The 21,873-nt window shown below is 69.4% G+C and carries 19 protein-coding genes and 1 pseudogene; 7 read left to right on the top strand and 13 right to left on the bottom strand.

All coding sequences use genetic code 11. The features are described from left to right. The 4 genes and pseudogenes from KUM44_RS45810 to KUM44_RS29090 form a co-directional block, all read left to right on the top strand. Window positions 1-534: flavodoxin-dependent (E)-4-hydroxy-3-methylbut-2-enyl-diphosphate synthase (locus tag KUM44_RS45810; RefSeq protein WP_254390260.1), on the top strand; the 534-nt coding region annotated here is incomplete at its 5' end. Beyond that, window positions 531-820: pseudogene (locus KUM44_RS29100) on the top strand (2-oxoglutarate ferredoxin oxidoreductase subunit alpha); the annotation flags it as partial. The gene KUM44_RS45810 and the pseudogene KUM44_RS29100, both read left to right, overlap by 4 nt. Window positions 821-885: 65 nt before the next feature. After that, window positions 886-1,206 carry a ferredoxin gene (fdxA, locus tag KUM44_RS29095; RefSeq protein WP_217212622.1) on the top strand — a complete coding sequence of 107 codons (321 nt, stop codon included), beginning with the start codon at window positions 886-888 and terminating at the stop codon, window positions 1,204-1,206. A 317-nt stretch (window positions 1,207-1,523) separates the two neighbouring features. Continuing rightward, window positions 1,524-1,685 (top strand): hypothetical protein, encoded by a 162-nt coding sequence (locus tag KUM44_RS29090; protein WP_217212620.1) that lies wholly within the window; start codon window positions 1,524-1,526, stop codon window positions 1,683-1,685. Window positions 1,686-2,217: 532 nt separating this feature from the next. Here KUM44_RS29090 and KUM44_RS29085 read toward each other — a convergent pair. Then, on the bottom strand, window positions 2,218-3,291 hold the full coding sequence (locus KUM44_RS29085; protein WP_217212618.1) for an ADP-ribosylglycohydrolase family protein: 1,074 nt from the start codon (window positions 3,289-3,291) through the stop codon (window positions 2,218-2,220). 201 nt (window positions 3,292-3,492) lie between these two features. On the opposite strand from KUM44_RS29085, the gene KUM44_RS29080 reads away from it, so the two are divergent. Then, window positions 3,493-4,623 carry a glycerate kinase gene (locus KUM44_RS29080; protein WP_308402751.1) on the top strand — a complete coding sequence of 377 codons (1,131 nt, stop codon included), beginning with the start codon at window positions 3,493-3,495 and terminating at the stop codon, window positions 4,621-4,623. Between the two features lie 127 nt (window positions 4,624-4,750). Here the strand turns inward: KUM44_RS29080 and KUM44_RS29075 are convergent, their stop codons facing one another. Next, complete coding sequence (locus tag KUM44_RS29075; protein ID WP_217212616.1) at window positions 4,751-5,155, bottom strand: hypothetical protein; 405 nt, start codon at window positions 5,153-5,155, stop codon at window positions 4,751-4,753. 640 nt (window positions 5,156-5,795) lie between these two features. Here KUM44_RS29075 and KUM44_RS29070 point away from each other — a divergent pair. Together KUM44_RS29070 and KUM44_RS29065 are read left to right on the top strand one after the other, a co-directional pair. Next, on the top strand, window positions 5,796-6,506 hold the full coding sequence (locus tag KUM44_RS29070) for an ABC transporter ATP-binding protein (protein WP_217212615.1): 711 nt from the start codon (window positions 5,796-5,798) through the stop codon (window positions 6,504-6,506). 143 nt (window positions 6,507-6,649) lie between these two features. After that, the gene (locus KUM44_RS29065; RefSeq protein ID WP_217212613.1) at window positions 6,650-8,734 is read left to right on the top strand and encodes an ABC transporter permease; all 2,085 of its coding nucleotides are present in this window, start codon (window positions 6,650-6,652) and stop codon (window positions 8,732-8,734) included. Between the two features lie 209 nt (window positions 8,735-8,943). Here the strand turns inward: KUM44_RS29065 and pssA are convergent, their stop codons facing one another. From pssA to KUM44_RS29010, 11 genes are all read right to left on the bottom strand, one after another. Beyond that, complete coding sequence (gene pssA / locus KUM44_RS29060) at window positions 8,944-9,801, bottom strand: CDP-diacylglycerol--serine O-phosphatidyltransferase (RefSeq protein WP_217212611.1); 858 nt, start codon at window positions 9,799-9,801, stop codon at window positions 8,944-8,946. Further along, window positions 9,788-10,444 carry a phosphatidylserine decarboxylase gene (locus tag KUM44_RS29055; protein ID WP_048579466.1) on the bottom strand — a complete coding sequence of 219 codons (657 nt, stop codon included), beginning with the start codon at window positions 10,442-10,444 and terminating at the stop codon, window positions 9,788-9,790. The genes pssA and KUM44_RS29055 overlap by 14 nt, the downstream gene beginning before the upstream one ends. 170 nt (window positions 10,445-10,614) lie before the next feature. Continuing rightward, entirely contained in the window at window positions 10,615-11,820 is a 1,206-nt protein-coding gene (locus KUM44_RS29050) for an acyl-CoA dehydrogenase family protein (protein ID WP_062716552.1), read from the bottom strand. Between the two features lie 2 nt (window positions 11,821-11,822). Beyond that, on the bottom strand, window positions 11,823-12,335 hold the full coding sequence (locus KUM44_RS29045) for a MaoC family dehydratase (protein WP_062716551.1): 513 nt from the start codon (window positions 12,333-12,335) through the stop codon (window positions 11,823-11,825). A gap of 5 nt (window positions 12,336-12,340) precedes the next feature. Continuing rightward, window positions 12,341-13,303 (bottom strand): CoA ester lyase, encoded by a 963-nt coding sequence (locus tag KUM44_RS29040; protein WP_048579464.1) that lies wholly within the window; start codon window positions 13,301-13,303, stop codon window positions 12,341-12,343. Next, the gene (locus KUM44_RS29035; RefSeq protein ID WP_217212609.1) at window positions 13,300-15,348 is read right to left on the bottom strand and encodes a protein meaA; all 2,049 of its coding nucleotides are present in this window, start codon (window positions 15,346-15,348) and stop codon (window positions 13,300-13,302) included. The genes KUM44_RS29040 and KUM44_RS29035 overlap by 4 nt, the downstream gene beginning before the upstream one ends. Window positions 15,349-15,365: 17 nt before the next feature. Further along, window positions 15,366-16,703: a crotonyl-CoA carboxylase/reductase gene (gene ccrA / locus KUM44_RS29030; RefSeq protein ID WP_217212805.1), complete on the bottom strand. Its 1,338-nt coding sequence runs from the start codon at window positions 16,701-16,703 to the stop codon at window positions 15,366-15,368. 416 nt (window positions 16,704-17,119) lie between these two features. Next, window positions 17,120-17,239, bottom strand: a complete 120-nt coding sequence (locus KUM44_RS29025) for a helix-turn-helix domain-containing protein (protein WP_217212606.1) — start codon at window positions 17,237-17,239, stop codon at window positions 17,120-17,122. A 1,167-nt stretch (window positions 17,240-18,406) separates the two neighbouring features. After that, window positions 18,407-18,625, bottom strand: coding sequence for a hypothetical protein (locus KUM44_RS29020; RefSeq protein ID WP_217212604.1), 219 nt, complete (start codon window positions 18,623-18,625; stop codon window positions 18,407-18,409). 112 nt (window positions 18,626-18,737) lie between these two features. Further along, window positions 18,738-19,550 (bottom strand): TetR family transcriptional regulator, encoded by an 813-nt coding sequence (locus KUM44_RS29015; RefSeq protein WP_254390259.1) that lies wholly within the window; start codon window positions 19,548-19,550, stop codon window positions 18,738-18,740. 184 nt (window positions 19,551-19,734) lie between these two features. Further along, window positions 19,735-21,552 carry a 3-hydroxyacyl-CoA dehydrogenase family protein gene (locus tag KUM44_RS29010; protein WP_217212600.1) on the bottom strand — a complete coding sequence of 606 codons (1,818 nt, stop codon included), beginning with the start codon at window positions 21,550-21,552 and terminating at the stop codon, window positions 19,735-19,737. Window positions 21,553-21,873: the final 321 nt, after the last annotated feature.

Here is a 21,873-nt window from a genome sequence, read left to right as displayed (position 1 = left end):
GAGGCGTACAAGCAGCTGGCCGCCCAGTGCGACTACCCGCTCCACCTCGGTGTGACCGAGGCGGGCCCGGCGTTCCAGGGCACGATCAAGTCGGCCGTGGCCTTCGGCGCCCTCCTCTCCCAGGGCATCGGCGACACGATCCGGGTCTCGCTGAGCGCGCCGCCCGCCGAGGAGGTCAAGGTCGGCATCCAGATCCTGGAGTCCCTCAACCTCAAGCAGCGCGGCCTGGAGATCGTGTCCTGCCCGTCCTGCGGGCGCGCTCAGGTCGACGTCTACAAGCTGGCCGAAGAGGTCACGGCCGGCCTGGAGGGCATGGACATCCCGCTGCGCGTGGCCGTCATGGGCTGCGTCGTCAACGGCCCCGGGGAGGCGCGCGAGGCCGACCTCGGTGTCGCCTCCGGCAACGGCAAGGGGCAGATCTTCGTCAAGGGCGAGGTCATCAGGACCGTCCCCGAGTCGAAGATCGTCGAGACCCTGATCGAGGAGGCGTTCAAGCTCGCCGAGCAGGACGGCGCCAAGGCGGTGGGCGAGTGAGCACACCGTTTGTCGTCAAACAGCTCGACCGGGTCGTAATCCGCTTCGCGGGTGACTCCGGCGACGGCATGCAGCTGACTGCGACCGGTTCACGGTTCGGACGGCCGGCTTCGGCAGCGACCTGTCGACGCTGCCGAACTTCCCCGCCGAGATCCGCGCCCCCGCAGGCACCCTCCCCGGTGTCTCGTCGTTCCAGCTGCACTTCGCCGACCACGACATCCTCACCCCCGGCGACGCCCCGGACGACCTGGTCGCGATGAAACCGGCCGCGTTCCGGGCCGACCTGGTCGGGGGCTTGAGCCCCCGACGAGAACCGCACACCGACAGCGACACGAACAAAAGGAAGCACCCGTGACCTACGTCATCGCCCAGCCCTGTGTGGACGTCAAGGACAAAGCCTGCATCGAGGAATGCCCCGTCGACTGCATCTATGAGGGCCGGCGGGCCCTGTACATCCACCCGGACGAATGCGTCGACTGCGGCGCCTGCGAACCGGTCTGCCCCGTCGAGGCGATCTTCTACGAGGACGACGTGCCCGTGGAGTGGAAGGACTACCACAAGGCGAACGTCGAGTTCTTCGACGACCTGGGCTCGCCCGGCGGCGCAGGCGGCCTCGGCCCGCTTGAGCGCGACCACCCGCTCGTCGCCGGACAGCCGGTCCGCGCGGCATGAGCCAGGTCGGAATGGACCGCCGGGCGCGGGTCACCGTTCGTGCGCCGGGCAAGGTCAACCTGACGCTGTCGCCTTCCTCTGCCCGGACGGACACCACGAGCTCACCACCGTCTTCCTGACAGTCGGCCTCCACGACGCGGTACGGACCGCCCCCGCACCCCGGCTCACCGTTACCGTCCGGGGCCCCGGCGCCGCCGACATCCCCGCCGGCGACGGCAATCTGGCAGCGCGGGCGGTCCTCCTGATCGCCCGCGCCGCCGGGGTCGAACCGCCAGTCGCCCCCCACATCGACAAACGCGTCCCCGTCGCCGGGCGGCATGGCCGTAGGCAGCGCCGACGCGGCGGCCGCGCTGGTGGGCCTCGGCCTCTCCCGGGAGGAACTGCGCCTCCCGGCCACCGCCCTGTCCGCGACCGGCCGCTACCGCGACGTCCTCGTCACGGCCGGTCCGTCGAGCGGCTGTACGGCGGTCCCGGACTGAACCGAGGGCCGTCGAGGGTGGTATCGGAGCGGTCCGGCGGGAACGCCGAGGGGCCGATACCGGAGAGATCCGGGACCGGCCCCTCGGCGTTCGACGCGAGGCGTAGCTGCTCAGGCCGCGGAAACCGCTCCCGCCGTCGAACGCCTTGAGGTCGAACGCGGGGTCCATGACGGCCTCGGGAGCGGGGGGGGGGGGAGAGCCCAGCCGCGAGCGGCTTGCGCGCCGTGATGTGGTCCGGGGCGCGGTTGACGGACTCCACGGCGACCAGAGCGCCGCCCGGTAGCAGAACAGGGAGAAACAACCGCTCACCGTGCCCGGGAGGACGTCCTGCCTGTGCTCGATGATCAGCATCGATCCGCCGCCCGGCTCCGGGCGGCGCACGTGCCGCCCGCAGAAGAAGCGGACGAGCCCCGTCCGGGGAACGTACGCCCCATGCCCAGGAAGCGCACGCTCCGCCCCGTCGACCAGCCCCCCGTTGTTCAGGCCCTGTCGTTTGGATCATCCCGGCGTCGCCTGATCCAAACGACAGGGCCTAGACCTCGGCCTCCGCCAACCGGACCGTCCGCTCCGCCAGCTCGCTGATCCGTGCCCCGTCGAACCCGAACACCGCACTGCGCACCGTGTCCTCCAGCGGCTCGGTCCACTGGTCCGGGATCGCCGCCGCCCCGGTCAGCACACCCGTCACCGAGCCGGCCGTCGCCCCGTTGGAGTCGGTGTCCAGGCCGCCGCGGACGGTGAGCGTGATGGTGCGGGTGAAGTCGCCGTCGCCGTACAGGAGCCCGGCGGTGAGCACGGCGGCGTTCGGGATGGTGTGGATCCAGCCGAGCCCCACGGTCTCCTCGGTGAGCGTGCTGAGGGTGTCCTCCCAGGTCATCCGGGTGTCGTGCAGCGAGGCGACCCGGCGTACGGTGCGCGCGAGGCGGCTGCTCGCCGGGATGACGGCGAGCGCCTCGTCGACGGCCGCGCGGATCGTGGTAGCCGTGAACGCCGCCGCGATCAGCGCCGCCGCCCACATCGCGCCGTACACGCCGTTGCCGGTGTGCGACAGCGCCGCGTCCCGGCGGGCGAGGGAGGCCGCACGGCGCGGGTCGCCGGGGCAGGTCCAGCCGTAGATGTCGGCGCGGATGAGGGCCCCGATCCACTCCTGGTACGGGTTGTCGTACGTCGCGGTGAGGGGCGGCTTCAGACCGTTCGCGAGGTTGCGGTACGCCGCCCGCTCCGCCGTGAAGGTCTGGAGATACGGCAGCCGCAACAGCCACAGGTCTCCCACCTGCTCGGTGCTGAAGCCGAAGCCGTGCGTTTCCAGGAGGTCCAGTCCGAGGATCGCGTAGTCCACGTCGTCGTCGCGGCAGCTGCCATGGATACGGCCGCGCACGCAACTCCGCCACTCGGGCCGCAGCTCGAAACCGTCGTCCTCGCTGACCGGCTCGGGAAGATAGTCGGTGAGGGGCAGGGCGGCGGCCTGCCGCAGATACCGATCGATCCGCTCCCGCGTCCACAGGTCGCCCTGCTCGACCGGTTTGCCGAGCATGTTGCCCGCGATCCGGCCCAGCCAGCCTCCGAGGATGCGGTCGGCGAGCTCTGGCTCAGTGCCCACAGGGGTCATAGGACCGGTCTACCCAATTCCGGCCGTGGTCGCTCGGGGTTCGGCGGCTCGCACAGCGGCTTCCCGGGCCACTCGTACGTTGTTCCCACAGAGTTCTCAGGGGCCGGGCAGCGCATGACGGCATGGGCCTCCTCCGGTTAAGGTCGCAGCGGCGCGACTGGCCTTGACGTGCGCGAGGCCCGGAGAGCAAGGGGATAACAGGTGACACAGCGCGTGCTCATCGCCGCGGACAAGTTCAAGGGGTCGCTGACGGCCGTGCAGGTCGCCGAGCGGGTGACGGCCGGTCTGCGCCGGGCCGTGCAGGACGTCGTGGTCGAGGCCATGCCTGTCGCGGACGGCGGTGACGGAACCGTGGACGCGGCGGTCGCGGCCGGCTTCGAGCGCCGTGAGGTCCGGGTCGCCGGGCCCCTCGGGGACGAGGTGACGGCGGCGTTCGCGCTGCGCGGCGACACGGCGGTCGTGGAGATGGCGGAGGCCAGCGGCCTCCAGCGGCTGCCCGCGGGCGTCTTCGCACCGCTCACGGCGTCCACCTACGGCTCCGGCGAGCTGCTACGCGCCGCGCTGGACGCGGGTGCCCGCACCATCGTGTTCGGGGTCGGCGGCAGTGCCACGACCGACGGCGGCGCCGGCATGCTGAGCGCGCTGGGCGCGCGCTTCCTGGACGCCGACGGAGAGCCGGTGACGCCGGGCGGTGCGGGCCTGGGAGACCTGGCCACCGCCGATCTGTCGGGCCTGGATCCGAGGCTGGCCTCGGTGGAGCTGGTGCTCGCCAGCGACGTCGACAACCCGCTGACCGGCCCGAAGGGCGCGCCGGCCGTGTACGGCCCGCAGAAGGGTGCCTCGCCGGACGACGTGGAGAGGCTGGACGCCGCGCTCGCGCACTTCGCGAAGGTGCTGGAGGAGTCGGTCGGTCCCCAGGCCGCCGAACAAGCCGCCGAGCCCGGGGCCGGTGCCGCGGGCGGCATCGGCTACGGCGCCCTCCTCCTCGGCGCCCGCTTCCGCCCCGGCATCGAGGTGATGCTCGACGTGCTGGGCTTCGGCCCGGCACTGGAACGGGCCGATCTGGTCATCACCGGCGAGGGCTCCCTGGACGAGCAGACCCTGCACGGCAAGGCCCCGGCGGGCGTCGCGGCGGCGGCCCGCGCCCGCGGCATCGAGGTCGTCGCGGTCTGCGGCCGGTTGGCCCTCACTCCAGCGGCCCTGGGCCACGCGGGCATCCGCCGCGCGTACGCCTTGTCGGAGCTCGAGCCGGATCCGGCGAAGTCCATGGCCCAGGCAGGTCCGCTCCTGGAACGCGTGGCGGAGTCGATCGTGCGGGACTTCCTGACCTGACCGTGGAGGCGACCTGACCGTGGAGGCGGCGCACAGCCCCCTCCTCAACGGCGCGTGCAACGCGTGAGGCCCGGATGCGGAAGGCATCCGGGCCTCGAGAGCGCACCGAACGACGCTAAAGACGGAATCAGCGTCCGTCGCCGGGTCGGTCGTCCGGGCCGCACTTGTCAAAGGTGCCGTCGAAGTGCACGCAAGCGGTGACCTTCACGACGTAGTTGCTCGTGGAGTTGTCGCTGAACGTGGTCTTTCCCTTGCCCTTCGTGTTCCGGAGGACGAGGCCCTTGGTGTTCTTGCGGTCGAACTCCGAGTAGACGTCGTTGCCGTCCGCCCTCTCGTCGAGCACGGCAACATTCTTGTTGCCGTTCGACTGCAAGCTGTAGGCGTAAGCGAAGTGGATGTCCGGGTTCGTGTGGTGGTTGATCCTGGACGTGACATCTTCGCCGGCGTCTGCGAATGCCGGCGAAGCCCCCGCAACGGCGCCGAGCATGGCGACTGCGACGGCAGCCTTCTTGGCGCTTCTGGATATCTGCATGAATTCTCCCCTTTGGCGCAGCGACTCAACAGCTGCGATTGGCGGTCACCACGAAAAACGGCCTTCAGGTATGACGCACCCATGGGCGGGGCGACGCAAGGCAGGTCACGCCTAGCGGCTTCCGTTGTGGAGCCCCCCATGGAAGCGAGAAGAAGGCCCTCCTCGCGACCAGTGCAAGATCATAGGCCAAAGCCGACGGCAGGCAAGCGTGATGTGAGCGGAGCTCGCATCACCACTCGGCGCGCTTCGCATGCGAGGGGAAAATTCCTGTGATCTCTCATCTGCCATGCAACGTAAGCGACTTGACGCCACGTGCGCTCGGTCCGGCGAACAACCTCGTTGCTCTAAAGGCGGGTTGAAGCGCGGCACGCACACACGCCTTTCCCGGCATGTGACGTGCGTCATATGGCCCTCGATGGAATGGGGAGCTTTCTTTTGCCTGGTGATCGCCTTGGCCTAACATCGGCACCAATCGCGAGGGGCTGACCTCTCTCGCGCAACGGGGGACGATTCGCGGGGGCGCTGTTTCATGCTCACGGGAAGCGCCCGTCATCCGCGGGACAGGGGGATCGCCTCTGCCCCGCAGCGTCACCGCGACATCGCACGGTGACGCGGCAACAGCTACCCGAGGGCACATCACGTGAGCAACTCCGACACCGGGCCCGCGCCCGACCCCGTACTCCACATTCAGGATCTGGACTACTCGGTCCGGAACCGGACTCTGTTCAAGGGCCTGGAGCTCAGCGTCAGCGCCGGCGAGTCAGTGGCGATCACGGGCCCGAGCGGCTCGGGCAAGAGCACGCTGCTCTCGTCGGTCCTTGGTCTGATCAAGCCGCATGGCGGAAGCATCAGAGTGACCGGAGCGGAGGTAACGAAGCTGCGAGGAAAGCAGCTCGCCAGGCTGCGCAGCGAAACCATCGGCACGGTCTTCCAGTTCGGGGAGCTCCTGCCCGAACTCAGCCCGCTGGACAACGTGGCGCTGGCGGCGCTGCTGTCGCGTTCCGACCGCGCCGGCGGGTACCGCAAGGCACAGGAACTGCTGGACGAACTGCGCGTTCCGTCGGCTGAGACGACGGAGGAACTCTCCGGAGGAGAGCATCAACGTACGGCTGTGGCTCGTGCGCTGATCAACTCGCCCGAGCTGATCCTGGCCGATGAGCCCACCGGCTCCCTCGACCCTGACGCCACTGCTCGCATCGCGGAACTGCTCTTCGATCTCCCCCGGCGGCGCAGGTGTGGGTTGGTGCTGGTGACACACGATGTCGAGGTTGCCGCACGAGCGGACCGGGTGCTGCGTCTCGAAGCCGGCCTGCTGGTTCCCGCCCAGGTGCGGGAGGCGGTGCAGGCGTGAGCGGGGCCAGACGCGGCGGGTTGTCACTTCAGCTCCTTCGCATAGGACGCGACGCGGGTCGACGCTCGGAGGCGGCCGGAACCAGGGCCGCGGCTCTGGCGCTGTCGGCTTTCGCTGTCGCACTGTGCCTGGGCCTGCTGGCGATGGTGCACGCCGCCTATGTCGGCAAGGAGCTGCGGCGCGACGCCAGGACTCCGGTGGCGCAGACAGAGCAATCGCAGGCCACCCCGGCCACGCTGTGGCTGGTCGGCTCGGACGCGCTGAAGGGGCAGCGGCTCTTCAGCGTCGTGTTCATCGCGCCGCACACGTCGAATGCCCCACTTCCTCCAGGGGTGGATCGTTGGCCGGGGCCGGGTGAGGCCGTTCTCTCCCCAGGCCTGCTGAAAGCCGGCGCCGCGGAGGGAATCGCCGGCCGGTACGGGAAGCTCTCGGGCACGATCGGGCAGGAGGGGTTGGACGACCCTGGAGAGTGGCTCGCCTACGTCCGCCCGGCCAAGGGCATGAAGGCCGAGGCGCCGATCGAGGCCGTGGTCGGTTTCGGGCCGAAGGCAGGCCTGCCGGCTGAAGGCCTGGCGCCAGGCACGGGCCGCGACAACGACAAGCCCGAGTGGATGTTCCAGGGCCTCGTCGTCGGCCTGCTGCTCGTACCGAGTCTCGTGCTCCTTTTCACCGCACTGCGCGCCGGGGCACATGGCCGTGACCGCAGAGGCGCCCTGGTCGACGCCCTGGGAGGGCTGAGGCGCGACCGCGCCCTGATCGCCGTGGGCGAGGCGGTGCGACCGGTGATGTGGGGAGCCTTCGCGTCGATTCCGTTCATCGCCGTGGCCGCGTTCGTTGACGTCCGAGTTCCGTTCGTCGGCTACATGACGTCATCCGCCGATGTGCGTCAGCATGGCTGGCCGGTACTGCTTACTCCTGGGGCCGTCATCGTGACGGCACTGGCCCTGGCCGTCATCAGCGATCAGCTGTCCACCCGGGCCGGGGGGACCCGCCCCGTCAACGCGAGCAGCTCACGCCGGCAGCGGCACCTCGCGTTCCTCTGTGCGCCGGCGATCCTGCTCGCCAGCCGCGGTCCGGAACTCGCCGGGGACAGTTCGCTGTACCGGGCATGGATCAGCTGGATCGGCCTTGCTCTCGTCGTGCTGACTCTGCCCGCCGGAGTGGCGGTCCTCGTGGCCAGGCTCGGGGGGAGCCTGGAGCGGACCGGGCGACAGCGGGGGTGGGCCGGTGCGCTGATCGCGGGCCGCCGCATCAGCCGCTACCCGGCGGCCACGGCCCGCCTGGTCACTGGTGTGACGGTTGCGCTGATCGTCTTCATGCAGGCCCTCGCCTGGCAGGCGATGATCGGGACCTACCACGCCAAAATGGAGGAGATCCTCAGCGCTGTCGACAGAAACGTGGCCGAGATCGGCCCCAGGGGGACTGTCTCCCCCCGGGAGGCCGCCGCCTATCTCGAGTCGATCCCCGAGGGCAATGAGCCCGTCGTCCTCGCGCCTCCCCGCACCGCCGGTGACGGCCCCATCACGATCAGCGGAGGATGCGTTGCCCTGGAGAGTCTTCGGCTGCCGTGTTCGCCCACACCGGCCCGCGTCGACGTCGCACTCGATCGGCGCTTGCAGCAGCTGCTCCAGTGGAACACGGAGGGGGGCACCTACCTGAAGGTGGTCCGAGCCGACCACGCCGAGCTGGCCAGGCAAACCCTGCCGAGCGCCAACACCTTGGCGGTGGTGAAGGCTGATGGCGGAGTCCCCGCCTTCGCGGCGCTCAAGGAAGCCTCCTACCGGGCCTATCCCCGCGGGGCACAGGTCCGTTTTCCCGGGGAGGAGTGGCTGGCGGACGGCATTCCGGACCGGGACCAGGGCCGGTGGATCCAGCTCTTCGGTGTGCTGGGGATGGGAATCCTCATGCTCGCCATCGGCCTCAGTGGCAAAGCCGAGTTCCTGCGCCAGGGCCGGGCACTGGCGCCGCTGACCGTGTTGACCGGCGGATACCGCGTCTTTCGCAGCAGTGCGGCCTGGGCGATCGTCGCGCCGCTCGCGCTCGCCGCGCTGGCGGGGTGCGTCGTGGCTGCCTGGACCGCACGACCGGTCGCCCGGCCGGGAATGGCTTACTACGTCCCCGGGGGCCTCATGGCGACCGCCGTCATTGTGGTGCTCGCCGTGTCCGTCGTGATGGGGCTGTGGGCTGCTCGGATCGCCGGGCAACAGGCACGCAACTGGCGAGCCTAGCCACCACTTCCGGCCCGGCCCGCATCGGAGGCCACTTCGGAGCGCATAGGGACCGCGATGCCGGCGCAGCGACGGACCATGCTGATCACCGAGATGCCTGCGGTGGCCCGGCCGCTGTCGGCAGCGTCGAGGGTGCTGCCGCGAAAACCCGAGGGGCCCGGACCGAATCACGATTCGGTCCGGGCCCCTCGGGCAACGTACAAGCCGAGCTACGGGACCTGCGCCGCCCGTGCCTCGCGGCTCTCGCGCCGGTTGTCACGGAAAGTGTTCACCCGGCGAGCCGTGGCGAACAGCGGGATCGTCGCCGCCATCACGATCTGCAACGCGCAGCCCATCTGGAGCAGCACCTGGCCGCCCGGCGCGTCGAACGCCCACGCCGCCAGCAGACCCATGGCCGACACGATCCAGCCGAGCACCGCCACCGCGAGGATGCCTCGCGGCTTCGGGTACTCGACCCGGCTCACCATCAGCCACGCGGTACCGACGACCGCCAGCAGGGTCGCCTCGAACGGCAGCTCGAGCAGCACGATCGAGACGACCGTGAGTGCACCGAACGGCGAGGGCATGCCCTGGAACGTGCCGTCCTTCACGGTGACGCACGAGAAGCGGGCGAGCCGCAGCACCACCGCCAGCAGCACAACGATCGCGGCCACCGCCGCGACCCGCTCATGCGCGTCTCTCGCGACCATGCCGTACACGAGCACGAAGTACGCGGGGGCCAGACCGAAGCTGATCAGATCAGAGAGGTTGTCCAGCTCCGCACCCATCGGCGACGACCGCAGCTTGCGGGCCACGAGGCCGTCGAACAGGTCGAAGACAGCCGCGCACAGCATCAGTATGACGGCCGTGGCCGCGCTGTTGCGGGCCATGCCCGAAGTGTCACCCGAGAGGTGCGGGATCAGGATGCCGGTGGTGGTGAAGTACACCGCCATGAAGCCGCACGTCGCGTTGCCGAGCGTCAGGGTGTCCGCTATCGACAGGCGCAGAGAAAGAGGCATCTCCTCTTCGTCGACCTCGTCGGCCTCGGGCACCCAGCCCGGCTGTGTCTCAGGATCAATCACGGTCAATGCGAGTCACCCCAGCCACGGTCTTCTGCCCGACCTCGACCGCGACCTCCACGCCCTCGGGCAGGTAGATGTCGACACGGGAGCCGAAGCGGATCAGACCAATACGGTCACCCTGCTCGACCTTCGTGCCCTGCGGGATGTAGGGGACGATGCGGCGGGCCACCGCGCCGGCGATCTGGATCATCTCGATGTCGCCGAGTTCGGTGTCGAAATGCCAGACTACGCGCTCGTTGTTCTCGCTCTCCTTGTTGAACGCCGGAACGAACCCGCCCGGGATGTGCTCGACGGACGTGACCGTGCCGGAGAGCGGCGCGCGGTTGACGTGGACGTTGAGCGGGCTCATGAAGATCGCGACGCGGGTGCGCCCGTCCTTCCACGGCATGATGCTCTGCACCACGCCGTCGGCGGGCGAGATGACCCGGCCCTGGGCGATCTCGCGCTCGGGGTCGCGGAAGAACCACAGCATGCCCGCCGCGAGCGCGGTGGCGGGCACGGCCACAGCCTTGGCGACGCCGGAGCGGCGTGCGCGGGCCAGGCTGAGGGCTGCGGTGGCGACGGTCGGGAGAAGCCACGGCGATGCTCCGCGCGCGAGGCGTACGCCGGCCCGGCTGTCGCGTGGTGCAGAGGTTTGGCTGTGGGGCATGGATGACCTTCGTAGCGGATGATGCCGCGCTTCGGCGGGGGACGGCGGCTTTCCGGGGATCGTACCGGTCGCGGGCCACAACTGGGTAAGCCAGGAAGTCGAGTCGGCGGCTGAAGAGTACTGACGGGGTGTGATCTTCTTCTCGAAGAAAACACCCCGAACCCGGACATCTATCCCTGGAAGCGATACTCTTCGAGCAACCTGCGACCGATGATCATTTTCTGGATCTCGGCGGTACCTTCACCGATAAGCAGCATCGGAGCCTCTCGGTAGAGGCGCTCGATCTCGTACTCCTTGGAGAAGCCGTAGCCGCCGTGGATCCGGAAAGCATCCTCCACGACCTCCTTGCAGTACTCGGAGGCGAGGTACTTCGCCATCCCAGCCTCAAGGTCGTTTCGTTCACCGGAGTCCTTTTTGCGTGCCGCGTTCACCATCATCGCATGCGCCGCCTCGACCTTGGTAGCCATCTCGGCCAGCTTGAACTGGATGGCCTGGTGCTGGGCGATCGGCTTGCCGAACGTGTGCCGCTGCTGGGCGTACTGGACGCCGAGTTCGAACGCACGCTGAGCGACGCCACAGCCACGCGCCGCCACATTGACGCGCCCGACCTCGACGCCGTCCATCATTTGGTAAAAACCTCGGCCGGTGACGCCGCCGAGCACCCGATTGGCCGGAATGCGCAGGCCGTCCATGATGAGCTCGGTCGTGTCGACGCCCTTGTAGCCCATCTTGTCGATCTTGCCGGGGATGGTGAGGCCCGGGCGGACCTCTCCGAAGCCGGGCTCCTTCTCGACGAGGAAGGTCGTCATCGACTTGTGGGGCGCGGTGCCCTCGGGGTGTCCTTCGTCACTTCGGACGAGTACGGCCACCAGAGACGACGTTCCGCCGTTCGTCAGCCACATCTTCTGGCCGTTCAGGACGTACTCCTCGCCGTCCTTCACCGCCTTCGACGTGATGGCCGACACATCGGAGCCCAGGCCCGGCTCCGACATCGAGAAGGCGCCGCGGATGTCGCCGGCCGCCATGCGCGGCAGGAAGTGGTCCTTCTGCTCCTGTGTGCCGTGCTGCTTGAGCATGTACGCCACGATGAAGTGCGTGTTGATGATGCCGGACACCGACATCCAGCCGCGGGCGATCTCCTCGACGCACAGGGCGTAGGTGAGGAGCGACTCGCCCAGGCCGCCGTACTCCTCGGGAATCATCAGACCGAACAGGCCGAGTTCCTTGAGGCCGTCGACGATCGCTTGCGGGTACTCGTCGCGGTGCTCCAGCTCGGTCGCGACCGGGATGATCTCCTTGTCCACGAAGTCGCGGACGGTGGAGAGGATCTCCTGCTGAATGTCCGTCAGACCGGCGGTCTGGGCGAGGCGCGCCATGGCTACTTCTCCTGCTGCTTCAGTTCGGGGCGGCCGGGCTGCTCGCCGCCGCGCTCCTTGATGTACGTCTCGGTCGGCACCATGACCTTGCGGCGGAACACGCACACCAGCGTGCCGTCCTGCTTGTAGCCCTTGGTCTCGACGTAGACGATGCCGCGGTCGTTCTTCGACTTCGACGGCCACTTGTCCAGCACGGTCGTCTGGCCGTAGATCGTGTCGCCGTGGAAGGTCGGCGCCACGTGCTTCAGCGACTCGATCTCCAGGTTGGCGATGGCCTTGCCGGAGATGTCCGGCACGCTCATGCCGAGCAGCAGCGAGTAGATGTAGTTGCCGACGACGACGTTCTTGCCGAAGTCCGTCGTCTTCTCCGCATAGTTCGTGTCCATGTGGAGCGGGTGGTGGTTCATGGTGAGGAGACAGAACAGGTGGTCGTCGTACTCGGTGACCGTCTTGCCCGGCCAGTGCTTGTACGTCGCCCCGACCTCGAACTCCTCGTAGGTGCGTCCGAACTGCATCGCGCTCAGGCCTCCGGGATCTCGAACTTGCTGGTGCGCTGCATGCCGGCCGCACGGCCCTTGCCGGAGATGACCAGCGCCATCTTGCGGCTGGCCTCGTCGATCATCTCGTCGCCGAGCATCGCGGAGCCCTTCTTGCCGCCCGCCTCGGACGTGTAGTAGTCGTACGCGTCCAGGATCAGCTCGGCGTGGTCGTAGTCCTCCTGGGAGGGCGAGAAGATCTCGTTGGACGCCTCGACCTGGCCCGGGTGCAGCACCCACTTGCCGTCGAAGCCGAGCGCGGCGGCGCGCTGGGCGACCTCGCGGTAGCCGTCGATGTTGCGGATCTGAAGGTAGGGGCCGTCGATCGCCTGGAGGTTGTTGGCGCGGGCGGCCATCAGGATCTTCATCAGGATGTAGTGGTAGGCGTCCGCCGGGTAGCCGGGCGGCTGCTCGCCCACGACCAGCGACTTCATGTTGATCGACGCCATGAAGTCGGCCGGGCCGAAGATGATGGTCTCGACGCGCTGGGACGCGGTCGCGATCTCGTTGACGTTGTTCAGACCCTGGGCGTTCTCGATCTGCGCCTCGATGCCGATCTTGCCGACCTCGAAGCCCATCGTCTTCTCGATCTGGGTGAGGAGGAGGTCCAGGGCCACGACCTGCTGGGCCGTCTGCACCTTCGGCAGCATGATGCAGTCGAGGTTCTGGCCGGCACCCTCGACGACCGTGACGACATCGCGGTACGTCCACTCCGTCGTCCAGTCGTTGACGCGCACCACCCTCGTCTTGCCCGTCCAGTCGCCCTCGTTGAGGAACTTGACGATGGTGTGCCGCGCCTCGGGCTTGGCGAGCGGGGCGCACGCGTCCTCCAGGTCGAGGAAGACCTGGTCGGCGGGGAGGCCCTGGGCCTTCTCCAGGAAGCGCGGGTTCGAGCCCGGTACCGCCAGGCAGGAACGCCGGGGGCGAAGGCGGTTGACCGTGGTCATGCGGGGACCTCCAGGGGGTCGAGCTTGTTCGCTTTCCGGATCTCGTCGACGATGCGGCCGATGATTCCGGTGATGTCGAAGTCCTTCGGGGTGAAGACGGCGGCCACACCGGCTGCCCTGAGCTGCTCGGCGTCACCATTCGGGATGATGCCACCGGCGATCACCGGTATATCTGTGGCACCGGCCACACGGAGCCGTTCCAGCACGTCCGGCACCAGCTGTGCGTGCGATCCGGAGAGGATGGACAGGCCGACCGCGTGCACGTCCTCGGCGAGGGCCGCGTCCACGATCTGTTCGGGCGTCAGGCGGATGCCCTGGTAGACCACCTCGAACCCGGCGTCACGGGCCCGCACGGCGATCTGCTCGGCGCCGTTGGAGTGCCCGTCCAGGCCCGGCTTGCCGACCAGGAAGCGCAGTTTGCCGACGCCCATGTCCTTCGCCGTCAGGTCGACCTTGCGGCGGACCTCGGCCATGGCCGAGCCCTCCTCCGCCGGGACCGCGACCGGTGCCGACGAGACCCCGGTCGGCGCCCGGAACTCGCCGAACACCTCGCGCAGCGCCCCGGCCCACTCGCCGGTCGTGACCCCGGCGCGGGCGCACTCCAGGGTGGCCTCCATGAGGTTGGCGGTGCCCTTCGCGGCCTCCTTCAGCTTCTCCAGCGCCTTGCACGGGCGCGGATGGTTGAAGGGCGGCTGGTAGCGGGTGTCGCGCCAGTTCTGAAGACCCGCGATCACCCGGGCCTCGACCGCCGGGTCGACCGTCTGGATGGCCGTGTCGAGATCGGCGGTCAGCGGGTTCGGCTCGGTCGTCTCGAAGATGTTGACGCCGATGATCTTCTCCTGACCCGACTCGATCCGGGCCCGGCGCTCGGCGTGCGAGGAGACGAGCTGCGACTTGAGGTAGCCGGACTCGACGGCGGCCATCGCGCCGCCCATCTCCTGGATCCGCTCGATCTCCGCGAGGGACTCCTCGACGAGCTTGCTCACCTTCGCCTCGATGACGTGCGAGCCCTCGAAGATGTCCTCGTACTCCAGCAGATCGCTCTCATGGGCGAGCACCTGCTGGATGCGCAGCGACCACTGCTGGTCCCAGGGCCGGGGGAGACCGAGGGCCTCGTTCCAGGCCGGCAGCTGCACGGCACGCGCGCGTGCGTCCTTCGACAGGGTCACGGCCAGCATCTCCAGCACGATCCGCTGGACGTTGTTCTCCGGCTGCGCCTCGGTCAGACCGAGGGAGTTGACCTGGACGCCGTACCGGAAGCGGCGCTGCTTGGGGTTCTCGATGCCGTAGCGCTCGCGCGTGACCTGGTCCCAGATCCGCCCGAACGCCCGCATCTTGCACATCTCCTCGATGAAGCGGACGCCCGCGTTCACGAAGAAGGAGATACGGGCCACGACGTCCCCGAACTTCTCGGCGGGGACCTGCCCTGAGTCGCGTACGGCATCGAGAACCGCTATCGCGGTGGACATCGCGTACGCGATCTCCTGGACCGGCGTGGCGCCCGCCTCCTGCAAGTGGTAGCTACAGATGTTGATCGGGTTCCACTTCGGGATGTGGGAGACCGTGTACGCGATCATGTCCGTCGTCAGCCGGAGTGAGGGTCCCGGCGGGAAGACATGGGTCCCCCGCGACAGGTACTCCTTGACGATGTCGTTCTGGGTCGTGCCCTGGAGCTTGGTGATGTCCGCGCCCTGCTCCTCGGCGACGACCTGGTAGAGCGCCAGCAGCCACATGGCGGTGGCGTTGATCGTCATCGAGGTGTTCATCTGCTCCAGGGGGATGTCCTGGAACAGCCGGCGCATGTCACCGAGGTGCGCGACCGGCACGCCGACCCGGCCGACCTCGCCGCGGGCGAGGATGTGGTCGGAGTCGTAGCCGGTCTGCGTGGGCAGGTCGAACGCGACCGACAGGCCGGTCTGCCCCTTGGCGAGGTTGCGCCGGTACAGCTCGTTGGACGCCTCGGCCGTGGAGTGACCGGCGTACGTGCGCATGAGCCACGGCCGGTCCTTCTCCCGCGTGCCTTCGGCGGGCTGACGCTCAGTCATCTATGACCCCGGGTGTCTCAGATGTTGCGGAAGCGGTTGATGGCGTCGATGTGCTGCGCGCGCATCTCCTCGTCGCGCACGCCGAGACCTTCCTCGGGGGCGAGGCACAGCACGCCGACCTTGCCCTGGTGGAGGTTGCGGTGCACGTCGTAGGCCGCCTGGCCGGTCTCCTCCAGGGAGTAGACCTTCGACAGCGTCGGGTGGATCTTGCCCTTCGCGATGAGCCGGTTGGCCTCCCAGGCCTCGCGGTAGTTGGCGAAGTGCGAGCCGATGATCCGCTTCAGCGACATCCACAGGTAGCGGTTGTCGTACTCGTGGTTGTAGCCCGAGGTGGAGGCGCAGGTGACGATCGTGCCGCCCTTGCGCGTGACGTACACGGAGGCGCCGAAGGTCTCGCGGCCCGGGTGCTCGAAGACGATGTCGACGTCCTCGCCGCCGGTGAGCTCGCGGATGCGCTTGCCGAAGCGCTTCCACTCCTTCGGGTCCTGGGTGTTCTCGTCCTTCCAGAACTTGTAGCCCTCGGCGTTGCGGTCGATGATCGCCTCGGCGCCCATCGCCCGGCAGATGTCCGCCTTCTGGTCGCTGGAGACGACACAGATCGGGTTGGCGCCACCGGCGAGGGCGAACTGCGTGGCGTACGAGCCGAGTCCGCCGCTCGCGCCCCAGATCAGGACGTTGTCGCCCTGCTTCATGCCGGCGCCGTTGCGGGAGACCAACTGACGGTACGCGGTGGAGTTCACCAGGCCCGGGGCGGCGGCCTCCTCCCAGCTCAGGTGGCCCGGCTTGGGCATGAGCTGGTTGGACTTGACGAGGGCGATCTCCGCGAGGCCGCCGAAGTTCGTCTCGAAGCCCCAGATGCGCTGCTCGGGGTCGAGCATGGTGTCGTTGTGACCGTCGCTGGACTCCAGCTCGACGGACAGACAGTGCGCGACGACCTCGTCACCGGGCTTCCAGGAGTTGACGCCCGGGCCGGTGCGAAGGACGACGCCCGCGAGGTCGGAGCCGATGATGTGGTACGGCAGGTCGTGGCGCTTGGTCAGCTCGCTGAGCCGGCCGTAGCGCTCCAGGAACCCGAAGGTCGACAGGGGCTCGAAGATCGAGGTCCAGACGGAGTTGTAGTTGACCGAGGAGGCCATGACGGCCACCAGGGCCTCGCCCGGGCCGAGTTCCGGCACCGGCACGTCGTCCAGGTGGATCGACTTGCGGGGGTCCTTGTCGCGGGTCTGTAGGCCCGCGAACATCTCCGTCTCGTCCTTGTGCACGGTGATCGCGCGGTACGACTCGGGGAGCGGCAGAGCGGCGAAGTCGGCCGGCGTCGATTCCGGCGACTGGATCGCGTCCAGAATGTCCTTCACGGTCACGGTGTTGCCTCCGGCGGTGAGCACCCTGAGGGAGGGTGCTGAGGGTTACGTCGGTGCTGCTGAGGGTTTTTGTGGGTGCCGTCGGTTCGGCTGTTGTGCTGTTCGGCAGCGCTTTGTGGCGCGGGAGGTTGCCTGTGACGCAGGCGCCGGGCGCGCAGACCCCGGGGAGGGTTTGCGGGGACAGCCGACGTACGAAAGGTCTCTGCACGCCGGCCGCCCGGACTCCTTCAACGTATGGCACGGCGTGTCACCTGGCAAGGCACCGAGTGCCAGAACTTGCTCTCAGATGAAATCTTTACGTAACAAATGAGCGATGATCGATCAAAGCTACCGACGAGTAGGTTCTTATCGGGTGCTATCGGTCAGGACCATGGCCGTCGCGGTACGTGGCGCCCGCACCGCGCGTCCGCTCAGCTCGCGATCTTCGTCAGCCGGTGGAGGAGCGTGTTCCGGTGGACCGCGAGCCGCTCCGCCGCGCGGACCAGCTGGAAGCCGCCCTCCGCCCAGGCGATCAGCGTCTCCCGCAGCACCGGCCGGTCCTCTCACACGCAGTCCAGCAGGGACCGCGGCCGCGTACCGGGCGCGCTCGTGCCGTACCAGGGACCGCGGCCGCGTACCGGGCGCGCTCGTGCCGTACCACCGAGGCCGCGAGCTGGGCACGCGCAGGTCGGCCACGGCGAAGACACGGCCGTCCGGCTCCAGCCGGGGGACCGGCACGCAGTGCCAGTGCCGAGTCCCGGTGCGAGGCCTGCACCCCGGCGACGCCCCGGCCCGGCTCACCGATCCCGCACCGCGCGTCGGCCTCGTGCCGCCCGCCCAGCCGTTCCCCCAACGCGGAGCATCGCTCGACGAGCTGCTTCGGGTGGCCGGCCGAGGCGTGCAGAACGGCGTACCGGCCGGCCGCGAGCTCCCCGGTCACGTCCTGAGCGGAGCCGAACACCTACCGGACCCTCCGCAGCAGCGACACTCGTGACGCCCCGCGCGTCCGGACGTCCAGCACCACAGTCGTACGCGACAGCCGCGGATCGGCCCCGGCTCCGCCATCCGCGCCGCCACCGTCTCGGCGTCGACCACCTCGGGGTCGTTCAGCGCGATGTCCCGTACGCAGTCGTCGACCGTCCGCTCGTGCAGCAGTCGGGAGCGCAGCAGTCGGGAGCGCAGCAGGGCTCCTTCCTCCAGGAGGATCTCGGTCTGCCGCTGGACGAGCGGTGGCCGCCGGGAAGGGCTACAGCTTCTCGGTGCCGGCCGGGTCGCTGTCGAGACGGCTGGTCCATCTGGGGTCGGCGAAGGCGGTGCCGGCGTCGTTGGGCAAGGGCGTGCGGGGCACCGGGACGACGGAGTCCGACCGGGACCCGGACCGTTTCCGGCCGGGCCGCGTGGAGGCGTTGGTGGCGGCCGCGCGGCCGTATCTGCCGGGGCCGACTGGGAGCGGCGGGAGCAGGAGTGGATGGGGCCGCGCACGATGACCCCGGATGGACTGCCTCTGTTGGGCCCGCGGCCCCTCCCGGGCCGCCCTCGCACCCTCCTCGCCACCGGCCACGACATGCCGGCCCCGGCTACGGGGCGGCTGATGGGCGGGGGCTGCCGACAGGGGAGGCGGATCCCGGGTCGGCGGCCCGATGCGCGCCGGGCCGCTCCATCCGGCGTCTTTCGCGACGCCGGCATGATCCGCCGGACGGGCCCTGGGCGCCCAGACCCTAGGCGCCCAGGCCCAGCAGGGCTACTTGCAGGGGAAGCGCCGGCTCCTCGGGAAGGGCAGGGGGTTCTTCCCCGCGGCCCGTGTGCGTGGGCGGGACGGCGCGCAGGCCCCCTATGCCGTCGGCCGCCCACTTCGCGTCCGTCGTGGGGAGGGACAGCGTCATGCGCCGCCCGTCGGCCAGCGTGGCTTCGAGCTTGGTCGGGTCATTCGCCTGCATGGCAACTCACTTCCGTCGCGCAACCATGAAGATCGTGCTTCGAATTGGAGGACGGATGAGCCGACGCGATGGTTCCCACCGAGGGATCCGTCGCGAGCCCCCTGCGCAGAGCCTAGGCCCGCTCCTTCAGCGCCTGCTCGATCGTCCGCATCACCTCGTCGAGCGGCGCGTCGGTCCGCGCCACCGTCACCAGCACCTCGCCCTGCGAGGCCACGGAGGCGGGCGCCGTGCGCGGCGCGGTGTCCCGGCCCGCCCCGATACCCGTGCCGAACGTCCTCCGTACGATCGCGAAGGCATGGTCGAGCTGTGCCTCCACGTCGCCCTGGCCGCCGGCCCGCAGCCAGCGCCGCAGGACGTGGTTGTGGGCGGTGACCACGGCGGACGCGGCGACCTCCGCCAGCAGCGGGTCGTCGTTGGCGTCGTCGTCGTGCGCGTGCTCGTCGAAGTGGCCGAGGAGATAGCGGGTGAAGAGGCGCTCGTAGCGGGCCACCGACGCGATCTCCGCCTCGCGCAGGGTGGGCACCTCGCGCGTCAGCTTGTAGCGGGCGACCGAGATCTCCGGCCGCGCCGCGTACATCCGCATGACCTCCTTGATGCCGCGGCACACCGTGTCGAGCGGGTGCTCATGGGCCGGGGCGGCGTTGAGCACCGCCTCGGCGCGGATCAGGGTGTCGTCGTGGTCCGGGAAGATCGCCTCTTCCTTGGAACGGAAGTGGCGGAAGAACGTGCGCCGGGCGACCCCGGCCGCGGCCGCGATCTCGTCGACGGTGGTCGCCTCGTACCCCTTGGTCGCGAACAGCTCCATCGCCGCGGCCGCCAGTTCGCGGCGCATCTTGAGCCGTTGGGCGGCTGCGCGACTGCCGGCGGCACTTTCCGGCGCGTCGGGCGTGGCTGGTGTACGTGAGGACTTGGCGGGCTGGGACATGACCCGAACGTACTGCATGTGCGCAGCTTGATGCGCATGTACCGGGTTTCCCCCGCCCTCGGCAGGCGGGGGAGGCCCCGGTTCGGCAGCTGGGGCCGAGCCGTGCCGGGAGGCCGGAAGCGGGCTGCCGGGGTCCAGCAGCCCGCCCCACTCCTGACCGCTTCTGAACCAGTCCCCGGGCTGCTCAGCGCCGGGCATATTCGCGGAAGCCGCGGCCGGTCTTGCGGCCGAGGCAGCCCGCGGCCACCAGGTGCTCCAGGAGCGGCGCCGGAGCCAGACCCGGGTCGCGGAACTCGCGGTGCAGGACCTTCTCGATCGCCAGGGAGACATCGAGCCCGACGACGTCCAGCAGCTCGAAGGGGCCCATGGGGTAGCCGCCGCCCAGCTTCATCGCGGCGTCGATGTCGTCGAGCGTCGCGTAGTGCTCCTCCACCATCTTGATCGCGTTGTTCAGGTACGGGAACAGCAGCGCGTTCACGATGAATCCGGCACGGTCACCGCAGTCCACGGCGTGCTTCTTGATCCTCCCGCAGACCTCGCGGACCGTCGCGTGGACCTCGTCGTCCGTCAGAACCGTACGGACGACCTCGACCAGCTTCATCGCCGGCGCCGGGTTGAAGAAGTGCATACCGATCACGTCCTGCGGACGCGAGGTGGCGCGGGCACAGGCGACGACGGGCAGCGACGAGGTGGTGGTGGCCAGCACCGCGCCCGGCTTGCAGACCTTGTCCAGCGTCGCGAACAGCTGCTGCTTGATCTCCAGGTCCTCGGCGATGGCCTCGACAGCCAGATCGACGTCGGCGAACGCGTCGTACGAACCCGCCGCGGTGATCAGGTCCAGGGTCTGCGCGGCGGCCTCGGCGGTCATCCGCCCCTTGTCGACAGAGCGCGAAAGCGACTTGCCGATACGGGCCTTCGCGGCCTGCGCCTTCTCCTCGCTGCGGGCGGCCAGCACGACCTCGTACCCGGCCTTGGCGAAGACCTCGGCGATCCCGGACGCCATGGTGCCCGAGCCCGCGACGCCGACCGAGCGGACCGTACGGCCGGGGGTGAGGGCGGCGCCGTCCAGCGGCGTCAGCGCGTCCCGCACGACGGTGGCGCTGCCCGGCGCCTCGTACGTGTAGAAGCCGCGGCCCGACTTACGGCCCGTCAGGCCGGCCTCGCTGAGCTGCTTGAGGATCGGCGCGGGGGCGTGCAGCCGGTCGCGGGACTCGGCGTACATGGCCTCCAGGACCCGGCGCGCGGTGTCGATGCCGATCAGGTCGAGCAGGGCCAGCGGCCCCATCGGCAGTCCGCAGCCCAGCCGCATCGCGGCGTCGATGTCCTCGCGGGAGGCGTACTTCGCCTCGTACATCGCGGCCGCCTGGTTGAGGTAGCCGAACAGCAGGCCGTCGGCGACGAAGCCGGGCCGGTCGCCGACCGCGACGGGCTCCTTGCCGAGGTCCAGGGCGAGGTTGGTGACCGCGGTGACCGCCGTCGGCGCGGTCAGCACGGAGGAGACGACCTCGACCAGGCGCATCGCGGGCGCCGGGTTGAAGAAGTGCAGTCCGAGAACCCGCTCGGGACGGGCCGAGTCGGCGGCCAGGCGCGTGACCGAGAGGGCGTTGGTGCCGGTCGCCAGGATCGTCTCGGGGCGCACGATCCCGTCCAGCTCACGGAAGATCTGCTGCTTGATCTCGTACGACTCCGGCGCCACCTCGATGACCAGGTCCGCGTCGGCCGCGGCCCGCAGTTCGGTGAAGGTGCGGATGCGGGCGAGGGCGTCCGCGCGCTCCTCCTCGGTCAGCCGGCCGCGCTCCACGGCACGGGCGGTCGAGGTCTCCAGCGCGGCGACGGCCTTGGCGGCCGTGGCCTCGCTGATGTCGATGCCGATGACCTCGCGACCGGCCTTGGCCAGGATCTCGGCGATGCCGGTGCCCATGGTGCCGAGGCCGACGACGGCGACAGTCTTGAGCGGGGACAGAGGGGTGTCGGACGAGGTGTCGGACAGGGGAGTGGCCATCGCGGGACTCCAGGAATGAGGGTGACGACTGGAATGCGCCCGGGTGCGCCGAGAAGGCGCACCGGGTGCGGAATGGAGTGAGTGCGGGTGTCGTTGCCGGGCTTCTGGCGCACACGCCCGGTGCCGTCGCCGAGCGCGTGCACACGCGCCGGGGAACGGCGGATCCGACCGGCCCTGTCCCGGAGCCGAGTCGTACTGAGGTACATGAAGTACCGAACCGACCAACACTCGCGGCGGCTGCGTCACCAGGCCGCTGCAAGCAAATCCACGAGTGGGTGACTCGCTCGTATGAGCTTAACCGGTGGGTAACGAGCGCGCCAG

This window comes from Streptomyces sp. AC550_RSS872, from assembly GCF_019049285.1.
GTDB lineage: Bacteria > Actinomycetota > Actinomycetes > Streptomycetales > Streptomycetaceae > Streptomyces.
The sequence above is the reverse complement of the archived record's forward strand: the minus strand, read 5'-3'. Positions and strand labels throughout refer to the sequence as shown.

What these genes read in the sequence shown, in the direction of transcription:
- KUM44_RS29090 (WP_217212620.1), top strand. Translation starts at nt 1,524, where the DNA reads ATGGCCGTAGGCAGCGCCGACGCGGCGGCCGCGCTGGTGGGCCTCGGC.
- KUM44_RS29085 (WP_217212618.1), bottom strand. Translation starts at nt 3,291, where the DNA reads ATGACCCCTGTGGGCACTGAGCCAGAGCTCGCCGACCGCATCCTCGGA.
- KUM44_RS29075 (WP_217212616.1), bottom strand. Translation starts at nt 5,155, where the DNA reads ATGCAGATATCCAGAAGCGCCAAGAAGGCTGCCGTCGCAGTCGCCATG.
- KUM44_RS29065 (WP_217212613.1), top strand. Translation starts at nt 6,650, where the DNA reads ATGGTGCACGCCGCCTATGTCGGCAAGGAGCTGCGGCGCGACGCCAGG.
- KUM44_RS29055 (WP_048579466.1), bottom strand. Translation starts at nt 10,444, where the DNA reads ATGCCCCACAGCCAAACCTCTGCACCACGCGACAGCCGGGCCGGCGTA.
- KUM44_RS29050 (WP_062716552.1), bottom strand. Translation starts at nt 11,820, where the DNA reads ATGGCGCGCCTCGCCCAGACCGCCGGTCTGACGGACATTCAGCAGGAG.
- KUM44_RS29045 (WP_062716551.1), bottom strand. Translation starts at nt 12,335, where the DNA reads ATGCAGTTCGGACGCACCTACGAGGAGTTCGAGGTCGGGGCGACGTAC.
- KUM44_RS29040 (WP_048579464.1), bottom strand. Translation starts at nt 13,303, where the DNA reads ATGACCACGGTCAACCGCCTTCGCCCCCGGCGTTCCTGCCTGGCGGTA.
- KUM44_RS29035 (WP_217212609.1), bottom strand. Translation starts at nt 15,348, where the DNA reads ATGACTGAGCGTCAGCCCGCCGAAGGCACGCGGGAGAAGGACCGGCCG.
- KUM44_RS29020 (WP_217212604.1), bottom strand. Translation starts at nt 18,625, where the DNA reads ATGCAGGCGAATGACCCGACCAAGCTCGAAGCCACGCTGGCCGACGGG.
- KUM44_RS29015 (WP_254390259.1), bottom strand. Translation starts at nt 19,550, where the DNA reads ATGTCCCAGCCCGCCAAGTCCTCACGTACACCAGCCACGCCCGACGCG.
- KUM44_RS29010 (WP_217212600.1), bottom strand. Translation starts at nt 21,552, where the DNA reads ATGGCCACTCCCCTGTCCGACACCTCGTCCGACACCCCTCTGTCCCCG.